25 protein-coding genes are annotated in these 21,934 nt (G+C 68.5%); 16 read left to right on the plus strand and 9 right to left on the minus strand.

Annotated features, from left to right (window positions below; all coding sequences use genetic code 11):
- Positions 1–3 precede the first annotated feature (3 nt).
- Together AB0J62_RS05015 and AB0J62_RS05020 are read left to right on the plus strand one after the other, a co-directional pair.
- Positions 4–792: a phosphatase PAP2 family protein gene (locus AB0J62_RS05015; RefSeq protein ID WP_363864539.1), complete on the plus strand. Its 789-nt coding sequence runs from the start codon at positions 4–6 to the stop codon at positions 790–792.
- 38 nt (positions 793–830) lie between these two features.
- Entirely contained in the window at positions 831–2,840 is a 2,010-nt protein-coding gene (locus AB0J62_RS05020) for an ATP-binding domain-containing protein (RefSeq protein ID WP_363864541.1), read from the plus strand.
- Between the two features lie 34 nt (positions 2,841–2,874).
- Here AB0J62_RS05020 and AB0J62_RS05025 read toward each other — a convergent pair whose 3' ends face one another.
- The gene (locus AB0J62_RS05025) at positions 2,875–4,065 is read right to left on the minus strand and encodes an MFS transporter (RefSeq protein ID WP_363864543.1); all 1,191 of its coding nucleotides are present in this window, start codon (positions 4,063–4,065) and stop codon (positions 2,875–2,877) included.
- An 89-nt stretch (positions 4,066–4,154) separates the two neighbouring features.
- Between AB0J62_RS05025 and AB0J62_RS05030 the strand changes: the two genes are divergently transcribed.
- Together AB0J62_RS05030 and AB0J62_RS05035 are read left to right on the plus strand one after the other, a co-directional pair.
- Positions 4,155–4,466 carry a metalloregulator ArsR/SmtB family transcription factor gene (locus tag AB0J62_RS05030; protein ID WP_363864544.1) on the plus strand — a complete coding sequence of 104 codons (312 nt, stop codon included), beginning with the start codon at positions 4,155–4,157 and terminating at the stop codon, positions 4,464–4,466.
- A 97-nt stretch (positions 4,467–4,563) separates the two neighbouring features.
- Positions 4,564–6,810, plus strand: a complete 2,247-nt coding sequence (locus tag AB0J62_RS05035; protein ID WP_363864546.1) for a PQQ-binding-like beta-propeller repeat protein — start codon at positions 4,564–4,566, stop codon at positions 6,808–6,810.
- Here AB0J62_RS05035 and AB0J62_RS05040 read toward each other — a convergent pair.
- On the minus strand, positions 6,794–7,678 hold the full coding sequence (locus AB0J62_RS05040; RefSeq protein WP_363864548.1) for a Gfo/Idh/MocA family oxidoreductase: 885 nt from the start codon (positions 7,676–7,678) through the stop codon (positions 6,794–6,796). The two genes, AB0J62_RS05035 and AB0J62_RS05040, sit on opposite strands and share 17 nt — an antisense overlap.
- A 175-nt stretch (positions 7,679–7,853) precedes the next feature.
- Between AB0J62_RS05040 and AB0J62_RS05045 the strand changes: the two genes are divergently transcribed.
- Both AB0J62_RS05045 and tuf read left to right on the plus strand, forming a co-directional pair.
- Positions 7,854–10,235, plus strand: a complete 2,382-nt coding sequence (locus tag AB0J62_RS05045; protein WP_363864550.1) for a hypothetical protein — start codon at positions 7,854–7,856, stop codon at positions 10,233–10,235.
- A gap of 329 nt (positions 10,236–10,564) precedes the next feature.
- Positions 10,565–11,752 carry an elongation factor Tu gene (gene tuf, locus AB0J62_RS05050; protein ID WP_363864552.1) on the plus strand — a complete coding sequence of 396 codons (1,188 nt, stop codon included), beginning with the start codon at positions 10,565–10,567 and terminating at the stop codon, positions 11,750–11,752.
- A 26-nt stretch (positions 11,753–11,778) separates the two neighbouring features.
- On the opposite strand, the gene AB0J62_RS05055 is transcribed toward tuf, so the two are convergent.
- Both AB0J62_RS05055 and AB0J62_RS05060 read right to left on the minus strand, forming a co-directional pair.
- A complete protein-coding gene (locus tag AB0J62_RS05055) occupies positions 11,779–12,045 on the minus strand; it encodes a DUF4031 domain-containing protein (RefSeq protein ID WP_134107446.1) in 267 nt (88 codons plus the stop codon).
- Positions 12,042–12,746, minus strand: a complete 705-nt coding sequence (locus AB0J62_RS05060) for a copper homeostasis protein CutC (RefSeq protein ID WP_363864554.1) — start codon at positions 12,744–12,746, stop codon at positions 12,042–12,044. Before AB0J62_RS05060 ends, AB0J62_RS05055 begins: the two co-directional genes overlap by 4 nt.
- A 109-nt stretch (positions 12,747–12,855) precedes the next feature.
- Here AB0J62_RS05060 and AB0J62_RS05065 point away from each other — a divergent pair, with 109 nt between their 5' ends.
- Positions 12,856–13,893 carry a LacI family DNA-binding transcriptional regulator gene (locus tag AB0J62_RS05065; protein ID WP_363864556.1) on the plus strand — a complete coding sequence of 346 codons (1,038 nt, stop codon included), beginning with the start codon at positions 12,856–12,858 and terminating at the stop codon, positions 13,891–13,893.
- A 77-nt stretch (positions 13,894–13,970) separates the two neighbouring features.
- Positions 13,971–14,180 carry a hypothetical protein gene (locus AB0J62_RS05070; protein WP_363864558.1) on the plus strand — a complete coding sequence of 70 codons (210 nt, stop codon included), beginning with the start codon at positions 13,971–13,973 and terminating at the stop codon, positions 14,178–14,180.
- Positions 14,181–14,252: 72 nt separating this feature from the next.
- Here AB0J62_RS05070 and AB0J62_RS05075 read toward each other — a convergent pair whose 3' ends face one another.
- Positions 14,253–14,597, minus strand: coding sequence for a hypothetical protein (locus AB0J62_RS05075; protein ID WP_355482883.1), 345 nt, complete (start codon positions 14,595–14,597; stop codon positions 14,253–14,255).
- Positions 14,598–14,752: 155 nt separating this feature from the next.
- On the opposite strand from AB0J62_RS05075, the gene AB0J62_RS05080 reads away from it, so the two are divergent.
- From AB0J62_RS05080 to AB0J62_RS05090, 3 genes are read left to right on the plus strand one after another with little or no spacing between them, the layout of a single operon-like run.
- The gene (locus AB0J62_RS05080; RefSeq protein ID WP_363864560.1) at positions 14,753–15,145 is read left to right on the plus strand and encodes a hypothetical protein; all 393 of its coding nucleotides are present in this window, start codon (positions 14,753–14,755) and stop codon (positions 15,143–15,145) included.
- Positions 15,142–15,573, plus strand: coding sequence for a hypothetical protein (locus AB0J62_RS05085; RefSeq protein ID WP_363864562.1), 432 nt, complete (start codon positions 15,142–15,144; stop codon positions 15,571–15,573). The genes AB0J62_RS05080 and AB0J62_RS05085 overlap by 4 nt, the downstream gene beginning before the upstream one ends.
- A complete protein-coding gene (locus AB0J62_RS05090) occupies positions 15,570–17,078 on the plus strand; it encodes a multicopper oxidase domain-containing protein (protein ID WP_363864564.1) in 1,509 nt (502 codons plus the stop codon). The genes AB0J62_RS05085 and AB0J62_RS05090 overlap by 4 nt, the downstream gene beginning before the upstream one ends.
- On the opposite strand, the gene AB0J62_RS05095 is transcribed toward AB0J62_RS05090, so the two are convergent.
- The 3 genes from AB0J62_RS05095 to AB0J62_RS05105 are packed head-to-tail and all read right to left on the minus strand — an operon-like array spanning position 17,075 to position 18,419.
- Positions 17,075–17,713, minus strand: a complete 639-nt coding sequence (locus tag AB0J62_RS05095; RefSeq protein WP_363864566.1) for a DUF998 domain-containing protein — start codon at positions 17,711–17,713, stop codon at positions 17,075–17,077. The genes AB0J62_RS05090 and AB0J62_RS05095 overlap by 4 nt on opposite strands.
- Entirely contained in the window at positions 17,713–18,195 is a 483-nt protein-coding gene (locus AB0J62_RS05100) for a Clp protease N-terminal domain-containing protein (RefSeq protein ID WP_363864568.1), read from the minus strand. The genes AB0J62_RS05095 and AB0J62_RS05100 overlap by 1 nt, the downstream gene beginning before the upstream one ends.
- A complete protein-coding gene (locus tag AB0J62_RS05105; protein ID WP_130441176.1) occupies positions 18,195–18,419 on the minus strand; it encodes a hypothetical protein in 225 nt (74 codons plus the stop codon). Before AB0J62_RS05105 ends, AB0J62_RS05100 begins: the two co-directional genes overlap by 1 nt.
- A 124-nt stretch (positions 18,420–18,543) precedes the next feature.
- Here AB0J62_RS05105 and AB0J62_RS05110 point away from each other — a divergent pair, with 124 nt between their 5' ends.
- Genes AB0J62_RS05110 through AB0J62_RS05130 form a run of 5 tightly spaced genes read left to right on the plus strand, consistent with a single transcriptional unit; the run spans position 18,544 to position 21,214 of the window.
- Positions 18,544–18,873, plus strand: a complete 330-nt coding sequence (locus AB0J62_RS05110; protein WP_134107429.1) for a metalloregulator ArsR/SmtB family transcription factor — start codon at positions 18,544–18,546, stop codon at positions 18,871–18,873.
- On the plus strand, positions 18,870–19,337 hold the full coding sequence (locus AB0J62_RS05115) for an SRPBCC domain-containing protein (RefSeq protein ID WP_363864571.1): 468 nt from the start codon (positions 18,870–18,872) through the stop codon (positions 19,335–19,337). The genes AB0J62_RS05110 and AB0J62_RS05115 overlap by 4 nt, the downstream gene beginning before the upstream one ends.
- Entirely contained in the window at positions 19,334–19,936 is a 603-nt protein-coding gene (locus AB0J62_RS05120) for a dihydrofolate reductase family protein (RefSeq protein ID WP_363864573.1), read from the plus strand. Before AB0J62_RS05115 ends, AB0J62_RS05120 begins: the two co-directional genes overlap by 4 nt.
- Before the next feature lie 5 nt (positions 19,937–19,941).
- A complete protein-coding gene (locus AB0J62_RS05125; RefSeq protein ID WP_363864575.1) occupies positions 19,942–20,529 on the plus strand; it encodes a dihydrofolate reductase in 588 nt (195 codons plus the stop codon).
- A gap of 10 nt (positions 20,530–20,539) precedes the next feature.
- A complete protein-coding gene (locus AB0J62_RS05130) occupies positions 20,540–21,214 on the plus strand; it encodes a hypothetical protein (RefSeq protein ID WP_363864577.1) in 675 nt (224 codons plus the stop codon).
- Here the strand turns inward: AB0J62_RS05130 and AB0J62_RS05135 are convergent.
- The gene (locus AB0J62_RS05135; RefSeq protein WP_363864579.1) at positions 21,199–21,933 is read right to left on the minus strand and encodes a peptidyl-tRNA hydrolase; all 735 of its coding nucleotides are present in this window, start codon (positions 21,931–21,933) and stop codon (positions 21,199–21,201) included. The two genes, AB0J62_RS05130 and AB0J62_RS05135, sit on opposite strands and share 16 nt — an antisense overlap.
- Position 21,934: the final 1 nt, after the last annotated feature.

A 21,934-nucleotide genomic window follows, 5' to 3' on the forward strand; every position in this document is an offset into this window, starting at 1 on the left:
ACTATGGGGATCGAAGCGCTGGAGCGGGTGGGGCAGGGTGGGGAACAGCAGCAACGAGGGGTCCAGGTCTTCTGGAGGGTGGTACGGGAAGCAGTCCTGTTGGCCACCCTCTTCCTCGTCTACAGCGCGGGCCGGCAGATCGCGGCCCGGCATACCGGCTCCGCGTTCGGCCATGCACACGAGGTGTTGTCGTTCCAGAACTGGCTGCACCTGCCGAACGAGGCCGCGATCCAGCAGTGGGCGCTCCAGTTCCCTCACCTGGTCGAAGGCGCCAACATGTACTACGCGAGCGTGCATGCGCCGCTGACTGCCGCCGTGCTGCTCTGGCTGAGCATCTGGCGCCCGAAGGCCTACTCGCATGTCCGCTGGACGATGGTGTCGCTGACCGGACTCGCACTGATCGGTCACATCGCGTTCCCGCTGGCGCCGCCGCGGATGATGCCGGGCTTCGTCGACACCGGGCTGCGGTTCGGTCAGTCCGTGTACGGCCCGGACCACACCGGCGGGCCGGCGAACCAGTTCGCCGCGATGCCGAGTCTGCACGTCGGCTGGGCGGCTCTGATCGCACTCTCGATGATCCTGATCACCAGGTCGCGCTGGCGCTGGCTGTGGCTGCTGCACCCGATCATCACGTTCAGCGTGGTCGTCGTGACCGGCAACCACTACTGGCTGGACGGCATCGTCGCACTGCTACTGCTCGCAGCCAGCCTGCCGTTCCTGCTCCGGCCCGGCCTGCACGCCGACAGGCCGCGCTCGCGTAATTCGGTACCACCACGGAGGGTGCTCAAGTAACGTAGCTGGGCTCCCCCACTGCTGCCGGAGGTTTCAGCATGCCCCCCGATACGTCCGACATCCTCCAGGCCGAGAAGAACTACCTGAAGAACTCCCGGGCCGCACTGGCCGTGATGCGGGAGAAGACCGGCGCACTGGAGATCCACAGCGCCGACCGGGTCAACCAGGAGTTCCTGAAGGCCGCCATCTACCGGCGGATGAAAGAGCTGGAGGACGACCCGGACGTACCGCTGTTCTTCGGGCGGCTGGACTACCTCGAGCCGACCGACGAGACCTTCCACATCGGCCGCCGGCACGTGAACGACGCGCTGGGCGAGCCGCTCGTCGTGGACTGGCGAGCAGACATCTCGGTGCCGTTCTACCGGGCCAGCAAGACCGAACCGATGGGCGTGGGGGTACGCCGGCGGTTCGGCTTCACGCACGGCGAGATGACGGCGTTCGAGGACGAGGACCTGACCAGCTCTGCTCCGACGGAGCAGCACAGCAACATCCTGGACGCGGAGATCGAGCGGCCGCGTTCCGGCCCGATGCGGGACATCGTCGCGACCATCCAGCCGGAGCAGGACGTGATCGTCCGGGCCGGCGTCGACGACACCATCTGCGTGCAAGGAGCACCCGGCACCGGTAAGACCGCGGTCGGGCTGCACAGAGCGGCGTACCTGCTCTATGCGTACCGGGACCAGCTCAGCCGGGCCGGTGTGCTCGTGGTCGGCCCGAACGCGAGCTTCCTGCGCTACATCGGCGACGTCCTCCCAGCCCTGGGTGAGATCGAGGCGAAGCAGACCACCGTCGAGGAGCTGGTCGCGCGAGTGAAGATCGCCGGTCCGGGGCCGGCGCTGGTCGACGTACTCAAGGGCGACGCGCGGATGGCCGAAGTACTGCACCGCGCCGTGTGGTCGAACCTCAATCTGCCCAAGGAGCCGCTGGTCGTGCCGCGCGGAGCACACCGCTGGCGCGTAGCGGCGTACGAGGCCGAGGAGTTGATCACCGAGCTGCGCAACCGCGGCATCCGGTACGGCGCAGGCCGGGCGATGCTGCCCCAGCGGCTCGCCCATGCGGTCCTGCTGCGGATGGAGGCGGCCGGCGACTCCCCCGACGACCGGGTGCAGGACTCGGTCGCCCGGAGCCGACCGGTCAAGCAGTACGCCGAAGCGCTCTGGCCGGCCGTAGACCCGGCGAAGCTACTGTTCCGCCTCTTCACCGACCCGGAGCTTCTGGCCGAGCACGCCGACGGCATCCTCACCGCCGACGAGCAGGCGATGCTGATCTGGGACAAGGTCCCGCGCTCCGCCGGTGCGGCCAAATGGTCCGTTGCCGATGCCACGCTGATCGACGAGATCGCCGATCTGGTCGACCGCACACCGTCACTCGGCCACGTCGTACTGGACGAGGCACAGGACCTGTCCGCGATGCAGCTGCGCGCGGTCGGACGACGCTGCTCGACCGGCTCGATGACGGTCCTCGGTGACATCGCGCAGGGCACCACACCGTGGGCCACGCCGTCCTGGGACGAAGCGTTGAAGCATCTGGGCAAGACGGGCGCCCACACCGAGGAGCTGACCGCGGGCTTCCGCGTCCCCGGCCAGGTCATCGAGTACGCCGCCCGCCTCCTCCCGACGATCGCACCACACCTCAAGCCACCGACCGCGGTACGACGCGCGCGTGGTGAGCTCACGATCTCCCGCGTACCGGACAGCCTCGCCGCCGCGGTCACTGCCGTCCGTGAGGTGTCCGAGCGTCCCGGTTCGATCGGACTGATCGTTCCGGACGCGCTGGTGGCAGCGACCCGGAAAGCGCTGCACGGCATCGCGTTCTCGGTCCTCGGCGACGAAGACGACGTCGACGCCCACCTGGACGTCGTACCGGCCTCACTTGCCAAGGGTCTCGAATTCGACCACGTAGTGCTGGTAGAGCCGGCCGGCATCGTGGCTGGTGAGGCCGACGAGCGGACCGGTCTCCGTCGGCTCTACGTCTGCCTGACCCGCGCCGTCACTTCACTGGTCGTGGTCCACAACGAAGACCTGCCCGCGGTTCTCGAAGCCGCGTGACCACCAGCCTGGAACCTGCCGCTACCGCCCGGCCTCAGTCGGCTGCGGCTGTGAGGAAGATGTCTTCCTCACGTTCTAGCTCCTCGACCCGCTGAAGCGCAGAGTCACGCCAGAGCGCGTAGACCAGGCCGAGCACGACCAGCGACAGTGCGCTGGCCAGCACCGGCAGATAGCCGACGCCGAACGCCTGGATCACCAGGCCGCCGACCACGGCCGACAGTCCGGCTCCCAGGTAGATCGCGGATGCGTTGAGCGAGATCAGCAGGCCGCCGCCGAGCTCGAGCAACAGGTTCTGGATCGGCGGGTTGAAGGCCCAGGTCAGCATGCCCCACACCACCAGTGCGGCGCCGGCACCCACCTCGGTCGTCAGCGTGACGTCGAGGGTCGCGAGGACGGCGGTGATACCGATCATCAGGACGGCGAGAGTACGGAGACTGCCGAAGCGATCCGTGATCCGGCCGCCGAGGAAGTTGCCGACGACCGCGCCCACGCCGTACAGCAGCAGGAGCAGACCGGTGACACTGCCGCTCAGACCGGCGGTGTGCTTCAGCAGCGGGACGATGTAGATGTACACGCTGAACGCCGCGAGCACCGCGAGGACTGTGATCGCCAGGATGATCTGCACGCGCCGATCGGTCACACCGGCGAAGCGTTCGCGCAGACTGACCGCTGGGGGCGCGTCGACCGTGGGCAGCGCGGCCCGCTCGGCGATCGCGACCAGTACGGCGACTGCGGTGATCAGAGCGAAGACGCCCTTGTAGCCAAGGCTCGGGCCGAGCAGCGTGCCAGCAGGTACGCCGAGCACCAGTGCGAAGGTCAGACCGCCGAACACGATGGCGACTGCTCTACCGCGCTCCTCCGGACGCAGCAAGCTCGTGGCGAACAGAGTGGCTGCCGGGGTGTACATGGCGGCGCCGAACGCGGCCACGACCCGGCCGGCGATCAAGATCGGGTAGTTGACGGCCAGCGCGGCGATCAGGTTGCCGAGCGCGGCCAGGACCAGTGCGGCGATCAGGAGCGTACGGCGCTCCCAGCGGCCGGTCAGCGTGGACAGGATCGGCGCACCGATCGCATAAGACAGGGAGAACGCGGTGGCGAGCTGGCCCGCGGCAGTCAGCGAGACATGCAGCTCGGAGCTCACGTCGGGGAGCACACCGGACACGACGTACGCGCTGGTGCCGACCGCGAACGCACCGGCGCCGAGCAGGTAGATCCGTGCGGACATCGAAGGCCTTCCGGGAAGGGGTTCACTAGTTCGATCATCATCGTACTACGATCCTCGTCGAACTTCGACAGGCGTCGTAGTATGGACACATGGCCACGAAGGTTCTCCCACAGCCGGAGCGGGACGAGATCCGCGTCGAAGCGGTTCTCCAGGCACTGGGCGAGCCTGTCCGGCTCACGATCGTCCGTGCATTGGCCGACAACCCGGCAGGTGTCTGCTGCGGCGACATCGAGCTGCCGGTCACGGCATCAACCCGCGCCCACCACCTCAAGACGCTCCGCGAGGCCGGCGTGCTCTCGACCCACACCGACGGCACCCGCCGGATCAGCGTCCTGCGCCGCGAAGACCTCGAGGCGCTCTACCCGGGCCTGCTCACGGGCATCCTGTCCGCCAAGCAGTAGCCACCCGCACACACCCGGTGAACCTGCACGCCAACCGCAAGGTGGCGGTGGGGTGATCGAGGGCTGGTTGTAGAGGTGCTGCTGGCAAACTGAAGCAGTGGTGGAGCTACGGGCGCGGTGGGCTGACCTGGTGCCCGGGTCTGCCTCGCTCGCGGACGAGCTCGTCGCGCGGTACGTCGAACGCAACCGCCGCGCGTACCGCGACCAGTACCTCGCCATCGTCCTCACCGCGCTGGACTCGTTCATCCAGCTGTCGACCGACCCGACGAGCGTCCGGCTCGCGGCCTGGTTCCACCGCGCGGTCCACGAGCCGGGCGGCACGCCATCCGAGGACGCCGAAGCCTCAGCCCGTCTGGCCGAGCAGCTCCTCCCGCAGTACGGCGTACCGCCGATCCGGATCGCGGAGGTCTCCCGCCTGATCCGACTGACCGGTGACCTCGCCGCACCACCACCGGACGCCTACGCACCACCCCGCCGCGACGCGAACGGCGACGTACTGCTCGATGCCGTCAACGCGATCCTCGCCTCCGACCCCAGTCGGTACGCCGTACACACCGCCGAGGTACGCCGGGATGCCAGCGACCGCAAGGCCGCACTCGAGCACCGGTACGACGAAGTACGCGAACTGCTCGACGGCCACCTCTACCGAACGCAACTGGCCCGCCAACGGCTCGGGCCGGTCGCCCGCGTCAACCTCGAGTCAGAGCTGGCCGGACTGGACAGCGAGCTCCCGGCTCCGTGGCGTGGTTGGCAACAGGCCGCTTTGACCGCGACGGCTACCTTCACTGCGATCGCTGCCGCAGTAGTCGCCATCGCCGCCTCCGGTGCGTCATGGCAGATCCCAGCAGCACAGGACGAACCCGGCTGGCCGCCTATCGCGCTGGCCGTGCTGTCGTTCTTCAGCGCACCGGTCCTGTTCCGCTGTGCCCGTAGCGCCAGTCAGCGCGCCCGCCTCGTCGCCGGCGCCGTACTGGCGATCGCGGTGACCGGACTGCTCGTGGCCTGGGCGCAGGCACCGCGGACGAATGTCGCCGTCGGTGTGGGCCTGCGCGTCCCGTTGATGATCTCCGCACTGCTCCTGCTGCTGGTCGCCAGCGCTGCTGCCCTGGTGGCGTCGCTGCTCCGCACGAGGACGGCCCGGTTCCTTCCGGCGCGCAATCTGGGCCAGCAACTGGCCTGGCTCGCAGCACCGGCCGCAGTCGCACTCACGCTGTTGCTGATCATCCAGCCGCTGTCGCGCGGCTATGTACTCGGCTCGAACGAGCGAGTCGAAGGAACACCAGGCCAAGCGGGCAAGGCACTGCCGTCCGTCCTCGACGGCAGCGTGGCATGGGTCAGCGAGTCGGTCGCCGGCACCGGTGCGGAAGAAGCAATCGGCACCCGCTACGGCCTCGCGATCCCCCGTCCGAGCGGCGTGGTCGAGATGCTGGATGCAGCCACCGGCGAACTGCGCTGGCGCTACAGCCGATCCGACTCCGACGAGAAACCAGTCATCGCTGCGACCGGCAACGGCGACTACGTCCTCGCTCAGTTCGCCGACGTCGGCTATCTACTGCTCGACGCGAACACGGGCGAGCGCAAGGCCGCCTGGCCCGGCCGGACGCGGGACCGGTACATCCAGCAGTCGCAGCCCCTCCTGACCGGCGAACGCTCCGGCAAGCTGCACGGCGTGGACCCGAGCGGCCACGAACGCTGGACGTACGACTCCGGCGACTGCACCGACCTGGGCGCGATCGCCACGGCCGAGACGGTGGTCACGTTCGTCAGTCACACCTGCGACGACCGCCCTGACGAGATGGCTGCGCTGGACGTCCAGTCCGGCAAGAAGCTGTGGACGAAGACGTCGGACACGTACCGGCGACCTGTCGTGGTCGCCGGTCTGGTTGTCGTGGCCGAGCCCGGCGGCGACTCCGACGTACCTGCCGCACTGACGGCGATCGAGCCGCGGACCGGCGACGTCCGCTGGCGTTGGGAAGTGCCGAGGACCTGGTCCTGCCGGACGCTGCTCAACGCTGCGGGGAAGTACCTGATCGTGGTCGACTGTCCCGGCCCGAGCAGTCTGGAGAACCGCAAGAGCATCGTCACGGCGATCGACGCCAACACCGGCCTGACCGCCTGGCAGACGCAGGCTCCCGTCAGTCCACGCGTGAAGGTCACAGTGACCGCGGACGGCCGCGTCATCTCGTTGAGCCGCGGCGCGACCGGGTGCATCGCGAACGTGATCAGCCAGACCGGCTTCCGTCAGGTCCGTCTGCCTACCGGCATCTCCTGCAATCGGGATCCGCGTGCGGTCGGCAATCTGGTCCTCACGTCCGGCTCAGGCACGGTCATCGCCCTGCGCTGAGCTGCTTCTGCGCAGAAGCCAGTAGCTCGACGATGCGGGTGCCGAAGGCCACGTCGGTCGGGTGGGACTCGCCTGACTCCGCTGCCACGACCAACTCCTCCGCGGCGAGCCGGAGTGCGTCCGCGGCCGGGGTCGTGCGCTCCGGGAGCAGCGCCGTACCCGATTCGCCCCAGACTCCGGTCTCGAAGTTGCTGCCAGCCGGCGGGGCGAGCAGGGTGATGCTGGCCGTGCTGGTCGCGCCGGACTCGTGAGTGAGGACCATGTGGATCAGACCGTCGCCGCCACCGACAGCGGTGACCTCACCGATCGGACCGAGCATCGCTGCCAGGTTGGACAGAGCATGCGGGCCGACGTCCCAGAGCGACCCCCACTGCTCACGCCGCCAGACCGAGTTCGCGTAGCGGTTGCCCGGCGCGTCCAGCGAGGCGAGCATCCGGCTCCAGCCGCCCTTCCAGCCGCCGGTGGCCGCCAGACCGGCGAAGAACTCGCGCATCGGCGGCTCGAACCGCTGGGTGAGGAACACGACCGACGCGATGCCCTCGTCCTCGGCCTCCTCGACCAGCGCACGAGCGTCGTCCAGCGAGTCGGAGACCGGCTTGTCGAGCAGCAGATGCTTCCCGACGGCCGCCGCTTCGAGCGCCATCGATGCCTGCACCCGTGGCGGTACGGCAAACGCCACCGCGTCGACGGACTCGAGTAACTCCGCGTAGTCGTCGTACGCCGCCAGTCCGAACTCACCCGCGAAGGCGGCCGTTTTCTCCGGGTGCCGGCCCCACACGCCGGCCAGCTCGACCCCGGCCGCCGCCGCGAGCCCCGGAGCGTGCGTACGCGCCGCCCACCCGCCCGTCCCCACCAGACCGAACCGCATCTCGACCTCCCGAGCCGAAGTGTGATCTGCACCGCAATCCCACCGGTGGAATTCGATGCCGGACGCACCTGTCGAACCGGTCAGGTGACGAGCCGATATCGCTTTGGCCACGACCCTATCCGCGAACCCCGGATCGGTCGGTACAGGCTCCGATGGGGTGCCAGACTCCTTATCCATGGACCTGCGCGACCGGTGGAATCGCCTGCTGCCGCATGCGCAGCCGTTGGGCGAGGATCTGCTGGCTCGTTACGCAGAGCAACATCGCCACTATCACGACCAGCGCCACCTGACCGAGGTGCTGGAGACCATCGACGACCTGGCGGAGTACGCCGACGACGCGGACACGGTCCGGCTGGCGGCCTGGTTCCACGACGCGATCTACGACCCGCAGGCCGATCCCGGTGAGAACGAGGAGGTCTCGGCCCAGCTGGCCGAGCTCGAGCTCGCGGCGTACGGCGTGGAGGCCGCGCGGGTCGAGGAGATCGGCCGCCTGGTCCGGCTGACCGCGAAGCACGACTGCGCACCGGACGACCGCAACGGCGCCGTGCTCTGCGACGCCGACCTGCGGATCCTGAGCCTGCCGCAGCACCGCTACGACGAGTACGCCGCCGGGATCCGGCAGGAGTACGCGCATATCGGTGACCGTGATTTCGCCCGCGGCCGGATGACGTTCCTGCAGGGCCTGAGCGACACCCGCCTGTACATGACGCCGAGAGGCCATGAGGAGTGGGAGCGACCGGCCCGGGAGAACCTGGCCCGGGAGGTCGGGTCCCTGGGCCCTAGGGCGGCCCGACCGATCGGCGGGCTGATCCCGATCATCTACTTCGGTGCCGCCCTCGGTGCGGTCGTCGCGTCCTCGGTCCTCCTGGGCCGCGGCCTCGGTGCGGCCGCCAAGTGGCCGGCCGACCCGTCCGACGCCGGTGGCTTCCCGGTGTGGGCGCCGATCGCCGGTACAGCGGTGGCGGCCGCACTGACCTGTGCGTGGTTCCGGCGTGCTCAGCAGCGACTGGTGACCATTCCGGCGGTTGTGTTCGCTGTTGTCGGTGTGGTCGCGATCGGTCTGTGCTGGTGGCGCTGGCCGGCCGCACAGCCCGGTGCAGCCATGTCGGAGCGCTGGCCGTACCTGATGCTCGCTTCGGTCGCGCTGGTCCTCGCGGGCGCGCTGTTGGCGCTGGCGAGGCGGTTGCGGCTCGCACCGCCGTACGCGCAGGCTCCTCCGCGGTGGCTGGGCGTGGGTGCGACCGCGATCTGCGGTGCGCTGCTGGCGTGGGTCGTGGTGTCGGCCGGTGAGCCGTTCGTGCAGGCCCGGCTGGAGACGGCCAACACGGTCAGTACGACGACCACGATCGAGCCGACGCAGCTGCCGGTGCAGCTCGACGGGACGCTGGCGTGGAGCCGCGAGGTTCCAGCAACCGGTGCGATCACGGGTACTGCGGGTGGAGTCGCCGAACTGCGGTCCGACGGCGTGGTGATGTCCGACGCGGCCACTGGCCAGATCCGGTGGCGCTACTCGCGTGCCGACGTACAGGACGCCGCATCGAGTGGCGCGAAGGGGCTTCTGGTGTCGGCGGACACCAGAACGATCGCTGCGCATCTCCCGCACTCGGAGTACCGCGAGCCCGCGGGCATCGACCTTCCGACGTACGCCGTACTGGACGCGGTGAGCGGGCAGGTGCTGACCGAGGTTCACACCGACGGTACGGCGCTGGCGGTCGACGAGAACCAGCTGCTCGTAGCTGAAGGGAACTACGTCGTGGCCCACGGCGTGAGCAGCCCGACGCACTGGCGGGCGCAGGTGCGCTGCAACGTGACCCAGGGCGCGCTGGTCGGCGACCAGGCGGTCGTCGTGGACGCGTGCGCCGGGAACAGTGCCGTCGTACGCGGACTGGATCTCAAGACGGGCGCTCAGCGCTGGGAGGTCGATCTGGGAGCACGGATCGACCTGAGTGCGGAGCTGGACCCGTCCACGTGGGTCGGGGATCTGGTCGCCGTACCGGACACCCGTGAGGTGTCTGGCCTGATCTGGACCGGGGCTGCCGGCGGGACGCTGTACCAGTGGAGCGTCGACGTCGGCGAGGGCCGCGTCATCTGGACCACGCCGGTGCCGGGGACGCCGCGGCCGCGCCTCGGCTCGTCGTCCTGCGACGCGCAGCTGGCCGCCACACATGCGTCGTTGGTGCTCATCACGTGCCGCACCGGGGACGACCCCGGACAGCCGCAGACGTACGACGTGTCGTCGTCGAGCCCTGCTGATGGCACGCCGCAGTGGCATCACCTCTTGCAGGTGCCGCCGAAGCTGCAGCAACCGGAGTACCCGCGGAACGGGTTCGGACTGCTGCCGGACGGGCGCGTCGTCACACTGATGCCACAGCCGAACGGCAGCTGCTCCCCCGTCATGATCGGCACCACCGGCGTCCAACCACGACCGATCCTGCCCAGCGTCAACGCCCAGCCGGTGGCCAAGTCCGAAGAGGTCACCTGCAACAGGCCGGCCGTCACCGTGGCCGCCGCCCGCCCCGTCTTCTCCGACGGCACCCGGCTGTTCGCACTGAACTAGCCCCCTCTCCTCCTCCTTCTTCCTTCCCTTGGCTTTGCCCGTGCTGCGCGGGAATTCTGTTGCCGCGGGCACGGTTACTTAATACCGTGATCCGCATGTTCCACGTGGTTTTCGAGTCCGACCTGTCAGGCAAGGGCCTGACGGGCGCTCCCACGTGGGCGTCAGTCGATTCAGCCTTCACCGGCACGCGAAGCTGACCCTCCTCCTGCTGAGCAGGACCCGCGGAGGAGGGTGGCTCTCACCGGCCCCCTCCGTGTGGTGACAGCACTGGAGGGCTTGCCGGAGGGTCCTGGCTCTCAGCGAATCTTCTGACATACAAGGGAAAACTCATGGCCAAGAGCCAGTTCGTGCGGACCAAGCCGCACCTCAACATCGGCACGATGGGTCACGTCGACCACGGCAAGACCACGCTGACCGCCGCGATCACCAAGGTGCTCGCGGAGCGCGACCCGAGTGTCAACCGCTTCATCGCCTTCGACGGCATCGACCGTGCGCCGGAGGAGATCCAGCGCGGGATCACGATCAACATCTCGCACGTCGAGTACGAGACCGCGACCCGCCACTACGCGCACGTCGACATGCCCGGGCACGCCGACTACGTGAAGAACATGATCACCGGCGCCGCGCAGGTGGACGCCGCGATCCTGGTCGTCTCCGCGCAGGACGGCGCCATGCCGCAGACGCGGGAGCACGTGCTGCTCGCGCGCCGCGTGGGTGTGCCGTACCTGGTGGTCGCGCTGAACAAGGCGGACACCGTCGACGACCCCGAGCTGCTCGACCTGGTCGAGCTGGAGGTCCGTGAGCTCCTGTCGGAGTACGGCTTCCCGGGTGACGACGTACCGGTCGTCCGCGTGTCCGGTCTCAAGGCGCTGGAAGGCGACCCGAAGTGGACCGCCGCGATCGGTGAGCTGCTGGACGCGGTCGACAGCTACGTGCCGGTGCCGGACCGAGAGCTGGGCGAGCCGTTCCTGATGCCGATCGAGAACGTGCTCACCATCAGCGGCCGCGGCACAGTGGTCACCGGTGCGGTCGAGCGCGGTTCGCTGAAGCTCGGCGACGCGGTCGAGGTCGTCGGCCTCGGTCCGACGGTCACCAGCACGGCGATCGGCATGGAGACGTTCGGCAAGTCGCTGGAGTCCGCGGACGCGGGCGACAACGCGGCGGTGCTGCTGCGTGGCGTGAAGCGCGACGAGGTCCGTCGCGGCCAGGTGGTGGCGTTGCCGGGCAGTGTGCGGCCGCACCGGAAGTTCCGAGCGACCCTGCACGCGCTGTCCACGGCGGAAGGTGGTCGGCACACCCCGTTCGCCGCGGACTACCGTCCACAGTTCTACTTCCGTACGACGGACGTGTCGGGCGGCATCGACCTCGGTGAGATCACCCTGGTGATGCCCGGCGACACGATCGACCTCGGCGTGGAGCTGGAGAAGCCGATCGCGATGAACGTCGGCCTCGGCTTCGCGGTCCGCGAAGGCGGCCACACCGTCGCCGCCGGCACCGTGACCGAACTGCTCGACTGAACCTCGACTGGACAACGGCCCCCGATCTACTCGGTCGGGGGCCGTTTCCGGTGCCGGAGTCCCGCAGCGGTGATCCGGCGGACGAGCTCCCGGCTGGACACCGGTACGGCGCCGGCGGCGATCAGGTCGTCGTACCGGTCGCTGGGTACGTCGTAGTGGTCGCGGTCGAAGCCGCGGGAGGGGATGCCGGCGGCCTTCGCGAATGCGTGGAGCTCCTCGTAGGACTCGTCGCTGACCAGGTGGGACCAGACTCTATTCCACGCCGGCCAGGCGGGTGGGTCGATGAGGATCATTCGCGAGCGTCCTGCGCGTCGAGCAGATTGCGCCAGGAACGCACGAACCGGGAGTTCACGTACGCCTTCGTCCAGGAGCCGTCCTGGCGCACCGACGAACCGACGTGGAACCGGCGTACGCCGCTCTGGAACAGCCACGGGACATGCTCCGGCTGCAGACCACCACCGGCCATCATCACGCCCGCCACGGCGGAGTCCTCCTTAGCCAGCTTGCACAGGTCGTCCAGCCCGTGGCTGACACCGATCGAGGAGCCTGCCGTCAGTACGCAGTCCAGACCGGACATGGTGCGCAGCGCGCTCCACGCCCGCTGCTGCTCGAGCACTGCGTCTATGGCGCGGTGGAACGTCCACGGCGTACCGGCGAAGGTGCTGGTCAGCGCAGAGACCGACTCGACGTCTACCTGGTTGTCGGGGGTCAGGAAGCCGAGCACGAACCCGTCAGCACCGGCGGACAGGTAGGACTGCGCCATGGCGGTGAGCCGGTTCAGCTCGGCGCCGTTGGTGGTGAACGAGTTCTCCAGCCGCAGCATGACCCGCAACGGCAGATCGGTGACGCGGCGGATCGCACTGACCGTCGACACCGACGGGCACAACCCGTCCGCCTCCATCGAGGCGCACAGCTCCAGCCGGTCCGCCCCGCCCTCCTGAGCCGCCTCCGCATCCGCCGGATGCAGCGCGATGATCTCCAGCAACGAACCCATGCCCGCTATCTTCTCGCACCTTCGCGGAATTGGTGTTGCACTCGCCGCCAGCCTTCTGTATCGTTTTTCTAGAACGATTTAGAAGAACGATACAGAAGGGGTGGTCGAGATGGCCGGAGTGACGCTCAAGACGGTGGCCAAGGCCGTCGGCGTTTCGCCGTCGACCGTCTCGAACGCCTACAACAAGCCCGACCAGCTCTCCACCGCCCTCCGCGAGCGGATCCTGGCCACCGCGCGCGAGCTCGGGTACGCCGGACCGGACGCGTCGGCCCGCGCCTTGCGCAGCGGGAAGGCCGGCGCGGTCGGGGTGCTCTTCACGGACAAGCTGGCCTACGCCTTCTCGGACCCGTACGCGGTCGGCTTCCTGGCCGGGCTCGCCGAGGTCGCGGAGGAGTTCGCCACCAGCCTGCTGCTGATGCCGCTCAGTTCGACCGACATCGCCGGCGGGAGCAACGCAGTACAGCAGGCAGCCATCGACGCGGCGGCGATCTTCTGCGTGCCGGGCGGTCATCCGGCGCTGGACATCCTCGCCAACCGTGGGATCCCTGCCGTCTCGACCGATCGGGGCGACCATCCGGATCTGTCCTGGGTCGCGATCGACGAGGTCGAAGCAGCCGCACAACTGGGCGAGCACCTGGCCCGGCTCGGTCACCGCGACGTCGTCGTACTCGTCGACAACGCCGAGGCTGCCGGCGGGCGCCCGGTCGAGCTGACGCTCGACGAGGTCGGGTACACCGACTGCGAGCTGCGGATCCGAGGGCTGCAGAAGACGATGCCGGACGCGCGGCTGCGCATCGTCTCCGGCGGGCACAACGCATTCGCGTCCGGAGTGCGCGGCGCGGAGTACGTGCTCGACTCGCAGGACCGGCCCACCGCGATCGTCGGGCTCAGCGACGTCCAGGCTCTGGGCGCCATGGAAGCGATGAAGGTTCGGGGGCTGACTCCGGGTCGCGATCTGACGCTGGCCGGGTTCGACGACATCCCGGCTGCCGAAGCCGCCGGGCTGACCACGGTCCGCCAGCCGATCAAGGACAAAGGACGCGCGGTCGGACGGATCCTGCTCGACCCGTCGACCACCGAGCGCCAACTACTGATGCCGACACAGCTGATCGTCCGCTCCAGCAGCGGACCGGCTCCTAAGCGCTGACAAATCCACACACACCTACCTGGGACCGGCTCCGGTTCCCGGGCTGATCGAACACGCTCTCAGGAGGGAGCAGAACCATGACGTACTTCATCCCCGGCAACACCGCGGTCGAGAACGCCCGCAACCTGGCCCAGTCCGCTCTTCCGAACGCTCCCCAGGAGGAGTACGACGAACCCCGCCGCCCCCTCGCACTCCGCGCCCGCTTGAGCGCCGTACTGCGAACCACCGCCCGCCAAGAGCTAAGGCTCGCAGACCGCCTCGACCCAACCTGCTCCGCCGTCAGCTGAGCATCCCCCCGAACCCCACGTCCCACAAAGGCCGTGGGGTTCGGTCGTGCAGGCCTGAGTGGACGGCAGGGACTAGGTGAGGTGACCTAGCGGTGCGACTGTGATGCCGGCTCGTTCGCAGACCCAGTGGGGGTCGGGGCCCAGCTCTGGCTCGATTCGGAGTTCGTGGTCGTGGAGGTCGTCGCAGGCGGTGCAGCGCGGCCAGCGGACTCCCGAGTCGACCAAGCGGTCTTGGACATCCTGGGCGACCAGGCCGGCGATGTGTTCGGCGCCGTCGGGCCACTGGTCGAGCCACCACTGACGACCGGCCACGGCGTCCTCCAGCAGCGACACCATCACCGCGTCGTCGAAGCCCCGCGCGGCGAGGTCGTGCAGCACCATCGCCCGCGCAGTCAGCAACACCCCTGGCTCGTTCATCGCCCTTCAGAGTGCCAGACGACACCGACAAAACCCCACCGGAGCGTAAGAAGCCCTTCCACACCCGTGGGAACCGCGTGGGGGTAGCCCCGATGGCTGCGTCCGGGTGATACCTGGTTGCTCTACATGTAGCCAGACTACTATTGTCTGTCTACATGAAGGCTTTGACGGTGCTCCGGATGGTGGCTGGGCTGCATGCCGTGGCGATCTGTCTGCAGCCGGTGTTCGCGGGGATCTACCTGGACGGCTCGCCCGCCGGTCTGCGGATGCATGAGCCGACCGGTCTCGTGATCGTCTTCCTGGGGCTCGGGCAGTTGCTGGCAGCAACGATCTGGTGGCGGGCCTGCGGACGCTGGCAAGCGGCCGCGGTGAGCCTGTTGATCTGGCTCGGCGAGGTCGTCCAGGTCTCGATGGGCTACAGCCGCCAGCTGGCGATCCACATCCCGCTCGGCATCGCCCTGGTCGCGACCACGGTCGCCCTCGCCATCTGGATCAACCGTCAGCGGCTCACCAACCGGCAGACCGACCGTCAGCGGGTGGCAGCATGACCGCCACGATCGAGCAACCGGCCAAGATACGCCGTCCGCGCGCCAGCCTCCAGCTTCTCCGTATCACCCTGGTCCTGCACGCGCTCCTCGTGATCGCGCAGCCGATCGCCGCCGGGTACTTCCTGGCCGGCAACGTCGACGCGATGACCGATATCCATGCCACCATCGGCGGATCGATCTGGATGATCGCGTTGCTCCAGACCATCGTCGCCGCGTGCTACACGATCGCGGGCCGCGGCCGGATCTGGCCGACCATCGCGTCCGCGGTACTCGTCGTGGCCGAGTTCGTCCAGCTCACGTTCGGCTACGCGCAGAACTTCGCCGTACACATCCCGCTCGGCACCGCCATCGTGACCGCCGTCGTCTGGATGACGGTCTGGTCGTTCCGTTCCACTGCCCGAACGAGTCGCCGGGAGGCGAAACGATGAAGATGTCCCGCCGCGGGTTCATGATCGCCGGCGCCGGCGCGACCCTGGCGCTGACGGGCTGCGGACAGGAGGCGAAGCCCGCACAGGCCGGGGAACTCCTGCGCAGCAAGGCGAAACTCCCCGCACCGTTCCAGGTCCCGCTCCCGGTCCCGCCGGTCAAGAAGCCGGTCCGCTCGGACGCGAAGGCCGACTACTACCGCGTCGTCCAGCGCAAGGCGAGCCGCGAGATCCTCCCCGGTCTCACGACCGAAGTGATGGGGTACGACGGTCTGTTCCCCGGACCGACCTTCGACGTACGCAGCGGTCGCACAACCGTCGTCGAGCAGGTCAACGAACTCGACGTCTCGACAGTCGTCCACCTCCACGGCGGCCACACGCCGGCGCCGAGCGACGGCTGGCCGCTCGACCTCGTGATGCCCGCGAACGGCGGCCACGCCGAACACCACATGATGGCCGGCGGCGACATGACGATGGGCCGCCGCACGTACACGTACCCGAACTCCCAGCGCGCCGCGACGCTCTGGTACCACGACCACACCATGGACTACACCGCACCGCAGGTCTATCGAGGACTGTTCGGACTGCATCTCATCCGCGACGACGAAGAGGACAACCTCCCGCTCCCGAAGGGTGATCGGGAGATCCCGCTCGTCATCGCGGACCGCGCGTTCGACGCCGACGGCTCGTTCCTGTACCCGGCCGCGAAGGACGGTCCCGGCGTCGAACCGGCGTACATGGAAGGGGTGATCGCGGACGTCACGCTGGTGAACGGCGCGCCGTGGCCGGTCCACGAGGTCGATGCGGTCCGGTACCGCTTCCGTATCCTCAACGCCAGCAACGCCCGCCGGTACGAGCTTGCCTTCAGCAACGGACCCGCGAAGTTCGTTCAGATCGGCAGCGACGGTGGCCTGCTCGACGTACCGGTCGAGCACCAGACCGTCGTGATCGCGCCGGCCGAGCGGTTCGACGTAATCGTCGACTTCTCGCAGTATCGCCCCGGTGACGAGGTCACACTCGTCAACAAGCTCGACAACAACTCGAACGTCATGCGCTTCAAGATCGTTCGCAAGGCCGTTGACGAGAGCAACATCCCGGCCAAACTCTCGTCGTACGCCGTGACGCCCCGGCCGACCGGCGTCGTGCGACGCGAGTGGCGCTTCCGCCGCGGAGGTGGTCACTCGGGGTGGACGATCAACGGGAAGGCGTTCGATCCCGCGGTGATGCAGGCGCAGGTGAAGCTCGATCAGTACGAGATCTGGACCTTCGTCACCGACGTACACCATCCGGTGCATGTCCACCTCGCGCCGTTCCAGGTGCTGAGTCGCGGCGGGAAGACGAAGGTCGCGGAGTACGACCACGGCTGGAAGGACACCGTCGACATCCGTCCCGCCGAGGTGGTCGAGGTACTCGTGAAGTTCACCACTCACAAAGGCAAGTACCTGATCCACTGCCACAACCTCGAGCACGAGGACATGGCGATGATGGCCGCCTTCGAAACGATCTAGGTACGGCGCAGTCGCACCGCGAGCGCGATCGTGAACCCCCACCCGACGACAACCGCGAGCCGCTGGAACAGCCCGCCCACCGCGACCAACCCGGCCGTCTGGTTGAAGCCCGCACTGGCGAGGAAGAAGCAGACCAGATAGGCCGTTGCACTGAGCAACGAATACACCAACCACCGTCGGCCGTTCCCGCGGGACAGCACGAGCTGGGCAACGAACAGAGCAAGGAACGCCGGCAACGAGAACCCGTCATGCATTGCGCCGGAGGTGGTGTAGTCGGACGCGGCCGGCGTACCGAGTGGAAAGCCACTCACCGGGTCGGTCGTGAACACCCCCGCGCCGAGCAGCCCGACTCCCCAGACCCCGATCAGTACGGCGCCTGCACGATGACCAGATCGCCAGACCCCGAGGGCGAACGCCATCGTGAGCACCCCGGCGACGAGGAAGTTTGCGACCTGCACCCAGCCGCCGCCACCGAGCTCCAGCGAGCTGACCGGGTGCCGAAGCGCGCTGTACCCGGCGCCTTTGAACGCGCTCTCGAGCATGAAGACGACCACGAAGAGCGGACCCGCAACCAGGCCGCAGGCCAAGAGTCGATCGGTCCGGGTTCGGCGCTCGGCCACTACCGGCGGGGACATCAGCGTGTGCCTGCTGCTAATGCTTCGGTGGCCCTGGCGCGAAGGGCGGCGCGGTCCACGCCCGCGACATCGAGGGCACGGGCCACCCGGCCGCGTTCGGTCGCGAGGAGACCCACCAGGACGCGCATCGGACCGATGCGGCCGGCGCCCGGCTTCGGGGCGGCGTCCATCGCCCGGTGCAGCACGAGTTTGGTCGACTCGCCGATCTGCGGATCGCGGCCTTGCTCGGGAGTTGCTTGTGGCAACGATCCCGCCCGGACCTCGATCCCCGCAACGGCCAGGCTCTGCTCCCATTCGCGATTCAGGGCGGACCGGATCGCGTCTTCGGTCAGGCCGGCGTCGGCCAGCAACTGCGCGGCCGCAGTGTCGTGTTCCCCGGCCAGCGCGAGCAGTACGTGCTCGGCCTCGATCGTCCGCGAGCCGTCACGGCGGGCCTCGACGCGGGCCGCCCGCACCAGGATCGAGCGAACATCGGTCGACATCAGCGCCTCCTCAGGGCAACCCCGGCGGCGAGCAGCCGCCGGGCATGTTTCTTGTGCACCGCCTGCCGGGTGACCCCCAGCACCTCGGCCACCTCGGCCCAGCTCCAGCCGGACCGCATCGCGCGCTCAACCTGACTGTCCTCGAGCCGGTCAGCCAGCCGGCGCAACGCCACCACCGCGGCCAACCCGGCCGCCGGGTCCTCGGGATCCACCAACTCGGTCATATAAGCAACTTAGGTTGACAACGCCGAAGTGTCAACCAAAGTTGCTAAAACTGGCGGGTTGACGACCCGCGAAGCCTCGCCCTATATTCAACACATCGGTTGATCAAGGAAATGGTTGATAAACATGACAGTTGATGATGATCAGCTCGACCGGTCGTTCGCGGCACTCGCCGACCCGGTCCGGCGGGCGATGATCGCGCGGCTGTCGCGCGGACCGGCCACGGTGAACGAGCTGGCCGAACCGTTCCCGATCACCAAGCAGGCGGTGTCGCGGCACATCCAGGTGCTCGAGGCCGCCGGGCTGATCACCCGGACCCGGGACGGCCAGCGCCGCCCGTGCCACCTGGTGCCGGCCGCCCTCGAAGCCCTGACGAGCTGGATCGACAACTACCGGCTCGAAACCGAACGCCGCTTCCGCCGGATGGAAGCACTGTTGAAGGAGAACGAATCATGACTGGAACCGTCATCAACACCCCGGCCGGCACCCCGTTCGTCGAGGTGACGCGTGAGTTCGCCGCCACGCCGGCGCAGCTGTTCAAGATCATGACGGATCGCGACCTGGTCGCCGAGTGGCTCGGCCCGCGCAACCTGGACGCGACCATCGAGGAGTACGACGTACGTCCCGGCGGCACGTATCGCTACATCCACCGCGACGACTCCGGTGAGTACGCGTTCCGCGGCGTCTTCCACACGGTGGAGCAGGACAAGCTCGTCATCCAGACCTTCGAGTGGGAGGGCGCGCCGGGCGAGGTCTGCCTGGAGAAGATGACGCTCGAGCCGACCGACAACGGCGTACGGCTGCACCAGCAGTCGGTGTTCCCGTCGGTCGACGCCCGCGACCAGTCGATCGAGTACGGCATGGAGAACGGCATCAACGACTCCATGGACCGCCTCGCCGAACTGCTGGCGAAGTCATGAGCCAGGTCGTCGTCGACATCTCGGTCTCACTGGACGGCTACGTCACCGGGCCCAACGCCGGCCTCGACAACGGGCTCGGTGACAACGGCATGGCCCTGCACGACTGGGTCTTCCACGGAAACGACGCGGACCGCGCCGTACTGGACGCCGCCTTCGAGGAGACCGGCGCCGTGATCCAGGGCCGCAACCTGTTCGACGTCATCGATGGGCCTGGCGGATGGAGCGACGAGATGGGGTACGGCGCGAAGCCGACCGGCGAGGTGAACCCGCCGATCTTCGTCGTCACCCACGCTCCCCCGGAGAAGACTCGCCTCGGCGACCGGTTCCGGTTCGTCGCCAGCCCCGCCGAGGCGGTCGCGCAGGCGCTCGAGGTTGCCGACGGCAAGGACGTCGTGGTGATGGGCGGCGGTCAGATCTGTCACGAGGCCCTCGCGGCCGGGTTGGCCGACGTACTGCGGTTGCACGTGGCAACCGTCGTACTCGGTGACGGGACGCGGTTGTTCCCGGCCGAGCCGGCGACCGGGCTGAAGCTCGAGCTGACCGAGGCCGTCTCCACTCCGAGCGCGCAGCATCTCACCTACCGGATCGTGAAGGAGTAGTAGCCATGGGCAACGTCATCGCCACCGCGGCGGTCTCCCTGGACGGGTTCGTCGCGGACACCGAGGACGGGGTCGGGCCGCTGTTCGACTGGTACGGCAACGGCCCGGTCGAGGTCTATGGGACCGACCCGGGCCGGCCGTTCCACGTCAGCCAGGCGAGCGCCGACTACATCAACGCGACCTGGCCGAACGTCCGCTCGTGCGTGATCGGTCGCCACCTGTTCGACATCACCAACGGGTGGAACGGCGTACCGGCGGTCGGCGAGCATGTCTTCGTCGTCACTCACAAGCCGCCGACGGACTGGCCGTTCCCGGACGCGCCGTTCACGTTCGTCAACGGCATCGAGGAAGCGATCACCCAGGCACGCGCCTATGCCGGCGACCACGACATCAGCATCACTGGCGGCAACCTGACCGGCCAGGCAATCGCCGCCGGCCTCGTCGACGAGATCGCCTACAACCTGGTCCCCGTCCTCTTCGGCACCGGCGTCAAGTTCTTCGGCGAGTACGTCGGCCCGCAGGTCCTTCTGGACAACCCCCGGATCGTCCAAGGCGACCGCGTCACCCACCTCCACTACCGCGTCATCCGGTAGAAAGTCCTGCATGGGCGCCAAGGACTGGATGATCATGTACGCCGACACCGACACCGACATTGCCGGCGTACTCCGAGACCACCCGCCGATCGACCGCGCCGCCACCCGGGCCGTCGTCGAACGACTCCACCCGGGCACCAGCCTGATCCCGTTCCAGGACGGCACCCTCGCGGACCAGTCGAACCCGGAAGACGGCACGGTATATGCCGGGGTCTATCCCGGGCTCACTGTCCTCCTGACCGAAGAGGCCGCCCAGGAACGCCCCTCTCAACTGCCTCAGCGGTTCCTGGACGAGGCGCAGGGACGGACGGTCTACTTGCATGCGATGCACAGCGTCGTGGGCTGGTTCGCCTACGCGGTGTGGGAGAACGGCGTACTGCGGCGGTCGCTCAGCCTGTCGCCGGACGACGGGATCCTGGAGAACCTCGGCGAACCGCTTCCGTTCGAGCAGCCGTACTGGGCCGGTGAGCGCGCCGACGAGGACGATGCCGACTGGGCCGAATTCACCAAGTTCGTTGTCGTCGAGCGGCCGGTCGCGGTCAAGGAGCAGCCGTTCGACTTCAACCCGTTGGAGCTCGGCGAGGACGCTTTGAGCGCGCTGTTCGGCTTCGTCTACGAGGGGACGCCGCCGGACGATGCCCCGGACCTGGAGCGGATCACGCTGGCGGGTTATCGGTTGAGTTGAGGGTGCTCCGCGATCACAGTGCGGGAGCCGGGCGCGATCTCGGTGAAGCCGGCGTCCTGGACGACCGGGAGGTCGCTCGCCAGTAGTTTCGCCCAGCGCGCGGGAGTCGCCGTACGGACGGCCAGCGCGAAGTCCGACGCCGCCCACTCCTTGCGGCTCTCGTCTGACAGCCTCCACCAGGCGAGCTGCGCCGCGTGACCGCATTGCGCCATCGCCTTGCCGCTCGACATCTCCAACTCCGGATTCACCCACAGCACAGGTACGCCGGGCTCGACCGGCGGGAGCTCCCCCGCGTCGACGAAGTCCGTCCCGCTCACCTGTAGGTTGGCGATCTCAGCCGGTACGTCGTCGACCGGCGCAGGCGGAAACACGCGCACCTCAGCCGCAGCACCGCCGTTTGCCGCGGGACCAGCATCCTCCGGCTCCGCCGGGGCGCTACCGGCGGTCGCCGGTGCATCGGTTCCTGTTCCGTGGCCGAGCACGGTGATGCCCGGTAGGGCTTCGGCTCGGCGCCATTCTGCGCCGCGGGCGCGCTTCACGATCTTGCGGATGCGGTCGTCCTGCCAGGACGTCATCGCCTCGGCCCACTCGCCCTCGCCGTACGACCGCTCGTCCGCGAGGATCGCCAGCACCGCACGAGCCGCCGTCTCCAGCGCATCGGTCTGCGCGGGCCGCGCGTTCTTCTCGACTCGCACCACGAGAGTCAGCACTTGTTCCACG

This window comes from Kribbella sp. NPDC049584, assembly GCF_040675555.1.
Taxonomy (GTDB): domain Bacteria; phylum Actinomycetota; class Actinomycetes; order Propionibacteriales; family Kribbellaceae; genus Kribbella.

Coding starts and splice junctions, on each gene's coding strand:
- AB0J62_RS05130 (WP_363864577.1), top strand. CDS start 20,540: ATGGGCGCCAAGGACTGGATGATCATGTACGCCGACACCGACACCGAC.
- AB0J62_RS05060 (WP_363864554.1), bottom strand. CDS start 12,746: ATGGGTTCGTTGCTGGAGATCATCGCGCTGCATCCGGCGGATGCGGAG.
- AB0J62_RS05015 (WP_363864539.1), top strand. CDS start 4: ATGGGGATCGAAGCGCTGGAGCGGGTGGGGCAGGGTGGGGAACAGCAG.
- AB0J62_RS05080 (WP_363864560.1), top strand. CDS start 14,753: ATGAAGGCTTTGACGGTGCTCCGGATGGTGGCTGGGCTGCATGCCGTG.
- AB0J62_RS05030 (WP_363864544.1), top strand. CDS start 4,155: ATGGCCACGAAGGTTCTCCCACAGCCGGAGCGGGACGAGATCCGCGTC.
- AB0J62_RS05075 (WP_355482883.1), bottom strand. CDS start 14,597: ATGAACGAGCCAGGGGTGTTGCTGACTGCGCGGGCGATGGTGCTGCAC.
- AB0J62_RS05055 (WP_134107446.1), bottom strand. CDS start 12,045: ATGATCCTCATCGACCCACCCGCCTGGCCGGCGTGGAATAGAGTCTGG.
- AB0J62_RS05095 (WP_363864566.1), bottom strand. CDS start 17,713: ATGTCCCCGCCGGTAGTGGCCGAGCGCCGAACCCGGACCGATCGACTC.
- AB0J62_RS05020 (WP_363864541.1), top strand. CDS start 831: ATGCCCCCCGATACGTCCGACATCCTCCAGGCCGAGAAGAACTACCTG.
- AB0J62_RS05115 (WP_363864571.1), top strand. CDS start 18,870: ATGACTGGAACCGTCATCAACACCCCGGCCGGCACCCCGTTCGTCGAG.
- AB0J62_RS05065 (WP_363864556.1), top strand. CDS start 12,856: ATGGCCGGAGTGACGCTCAAGACGGTGGCCAAGGCCGTCGGCGTTTCG.
- AB0J62_RS05125 (WP_363864575.1), top strand. CDS start 19,942: ATGGGCAACGTCATCGCCACCGCGGCGGTCTCCCTGGACGGGTTCGTC.
- tuf (WP_363864552.1), top strand. CDS start 10,565: ATGGCCAAGAGCCAGTTCGTGCGGACCAAGCCGCACCTCAACATCGGC.
- AB0J62_RS05090 (WP_363864564.1), top strand. CDS start 15,570: ATGAAGATGTCCCGCCGCGGGTTCATGATCGCCGGCGCCGGCGCGACC.
- AB0J62_RS05025 (WP_363864543.1), bottom strand. CDS start 4,065: ATGTCCGCACGGATCTACCTGCTCGGCGCCGGTGCGTTCGCGGTCGGC.
- AB0J62_RS05100 (WP_363864568.1), bottom strand. CDS start 18,195: ATGTCGACCGATGTTCGCTCGATCCTGGTGCGGGCGGCCCGCGTCGAG.
- AB0J62_RS05105 (WP_130441176.1), bottom strand. CDS start 18,419: ATGACCGAGTTGGTGGATCCCGAGGACCCGGCGGCCGGGTTGGCCGCG.
- AB0J62_RS05110 (WP_134107429.1), top strand. CDS start 18,544: ATGACAGTTGATGATGATCAGCTCGACCGGTCGTTCGCGGCACTCGCC.
- AB0J62_RS05085 (WP_363864562.1), top strand. CDS start 15,142: ATGACCGCCACGATCGAGCAACCGGCCAAGATACGCCGTCCGCGCGCC.
- AB0J62_RS05120 (WP_363864573.1), top strand. CDS start 19,334: ATGAGCCAGGTCGTCGTCGACATCTCGGTCTCACTGGACGGCTACGTC.
- AB0J62_RS05045 (WP_363864550.1), top strand. CDS start 7,854: ATGGACCTGCGCGACCGGTGGAATCGCCTGCTGCCGCATGCGCAGCCG.
- AB0J62_RS05070 (WP_363864558.1), top strand. CDS start 13,971: ATGACGTACTTCATCCCCGGCAACACCGCGGTCGAGAACGCCCGCAAC.
- AB0J62_RS05040 (WP_363864548.1), bottom strand. CDS start 7,678: ATGCGGTTCGGTCTGGTGGGGACGGGCGGGTGGGCGGCGCGTACGCAC.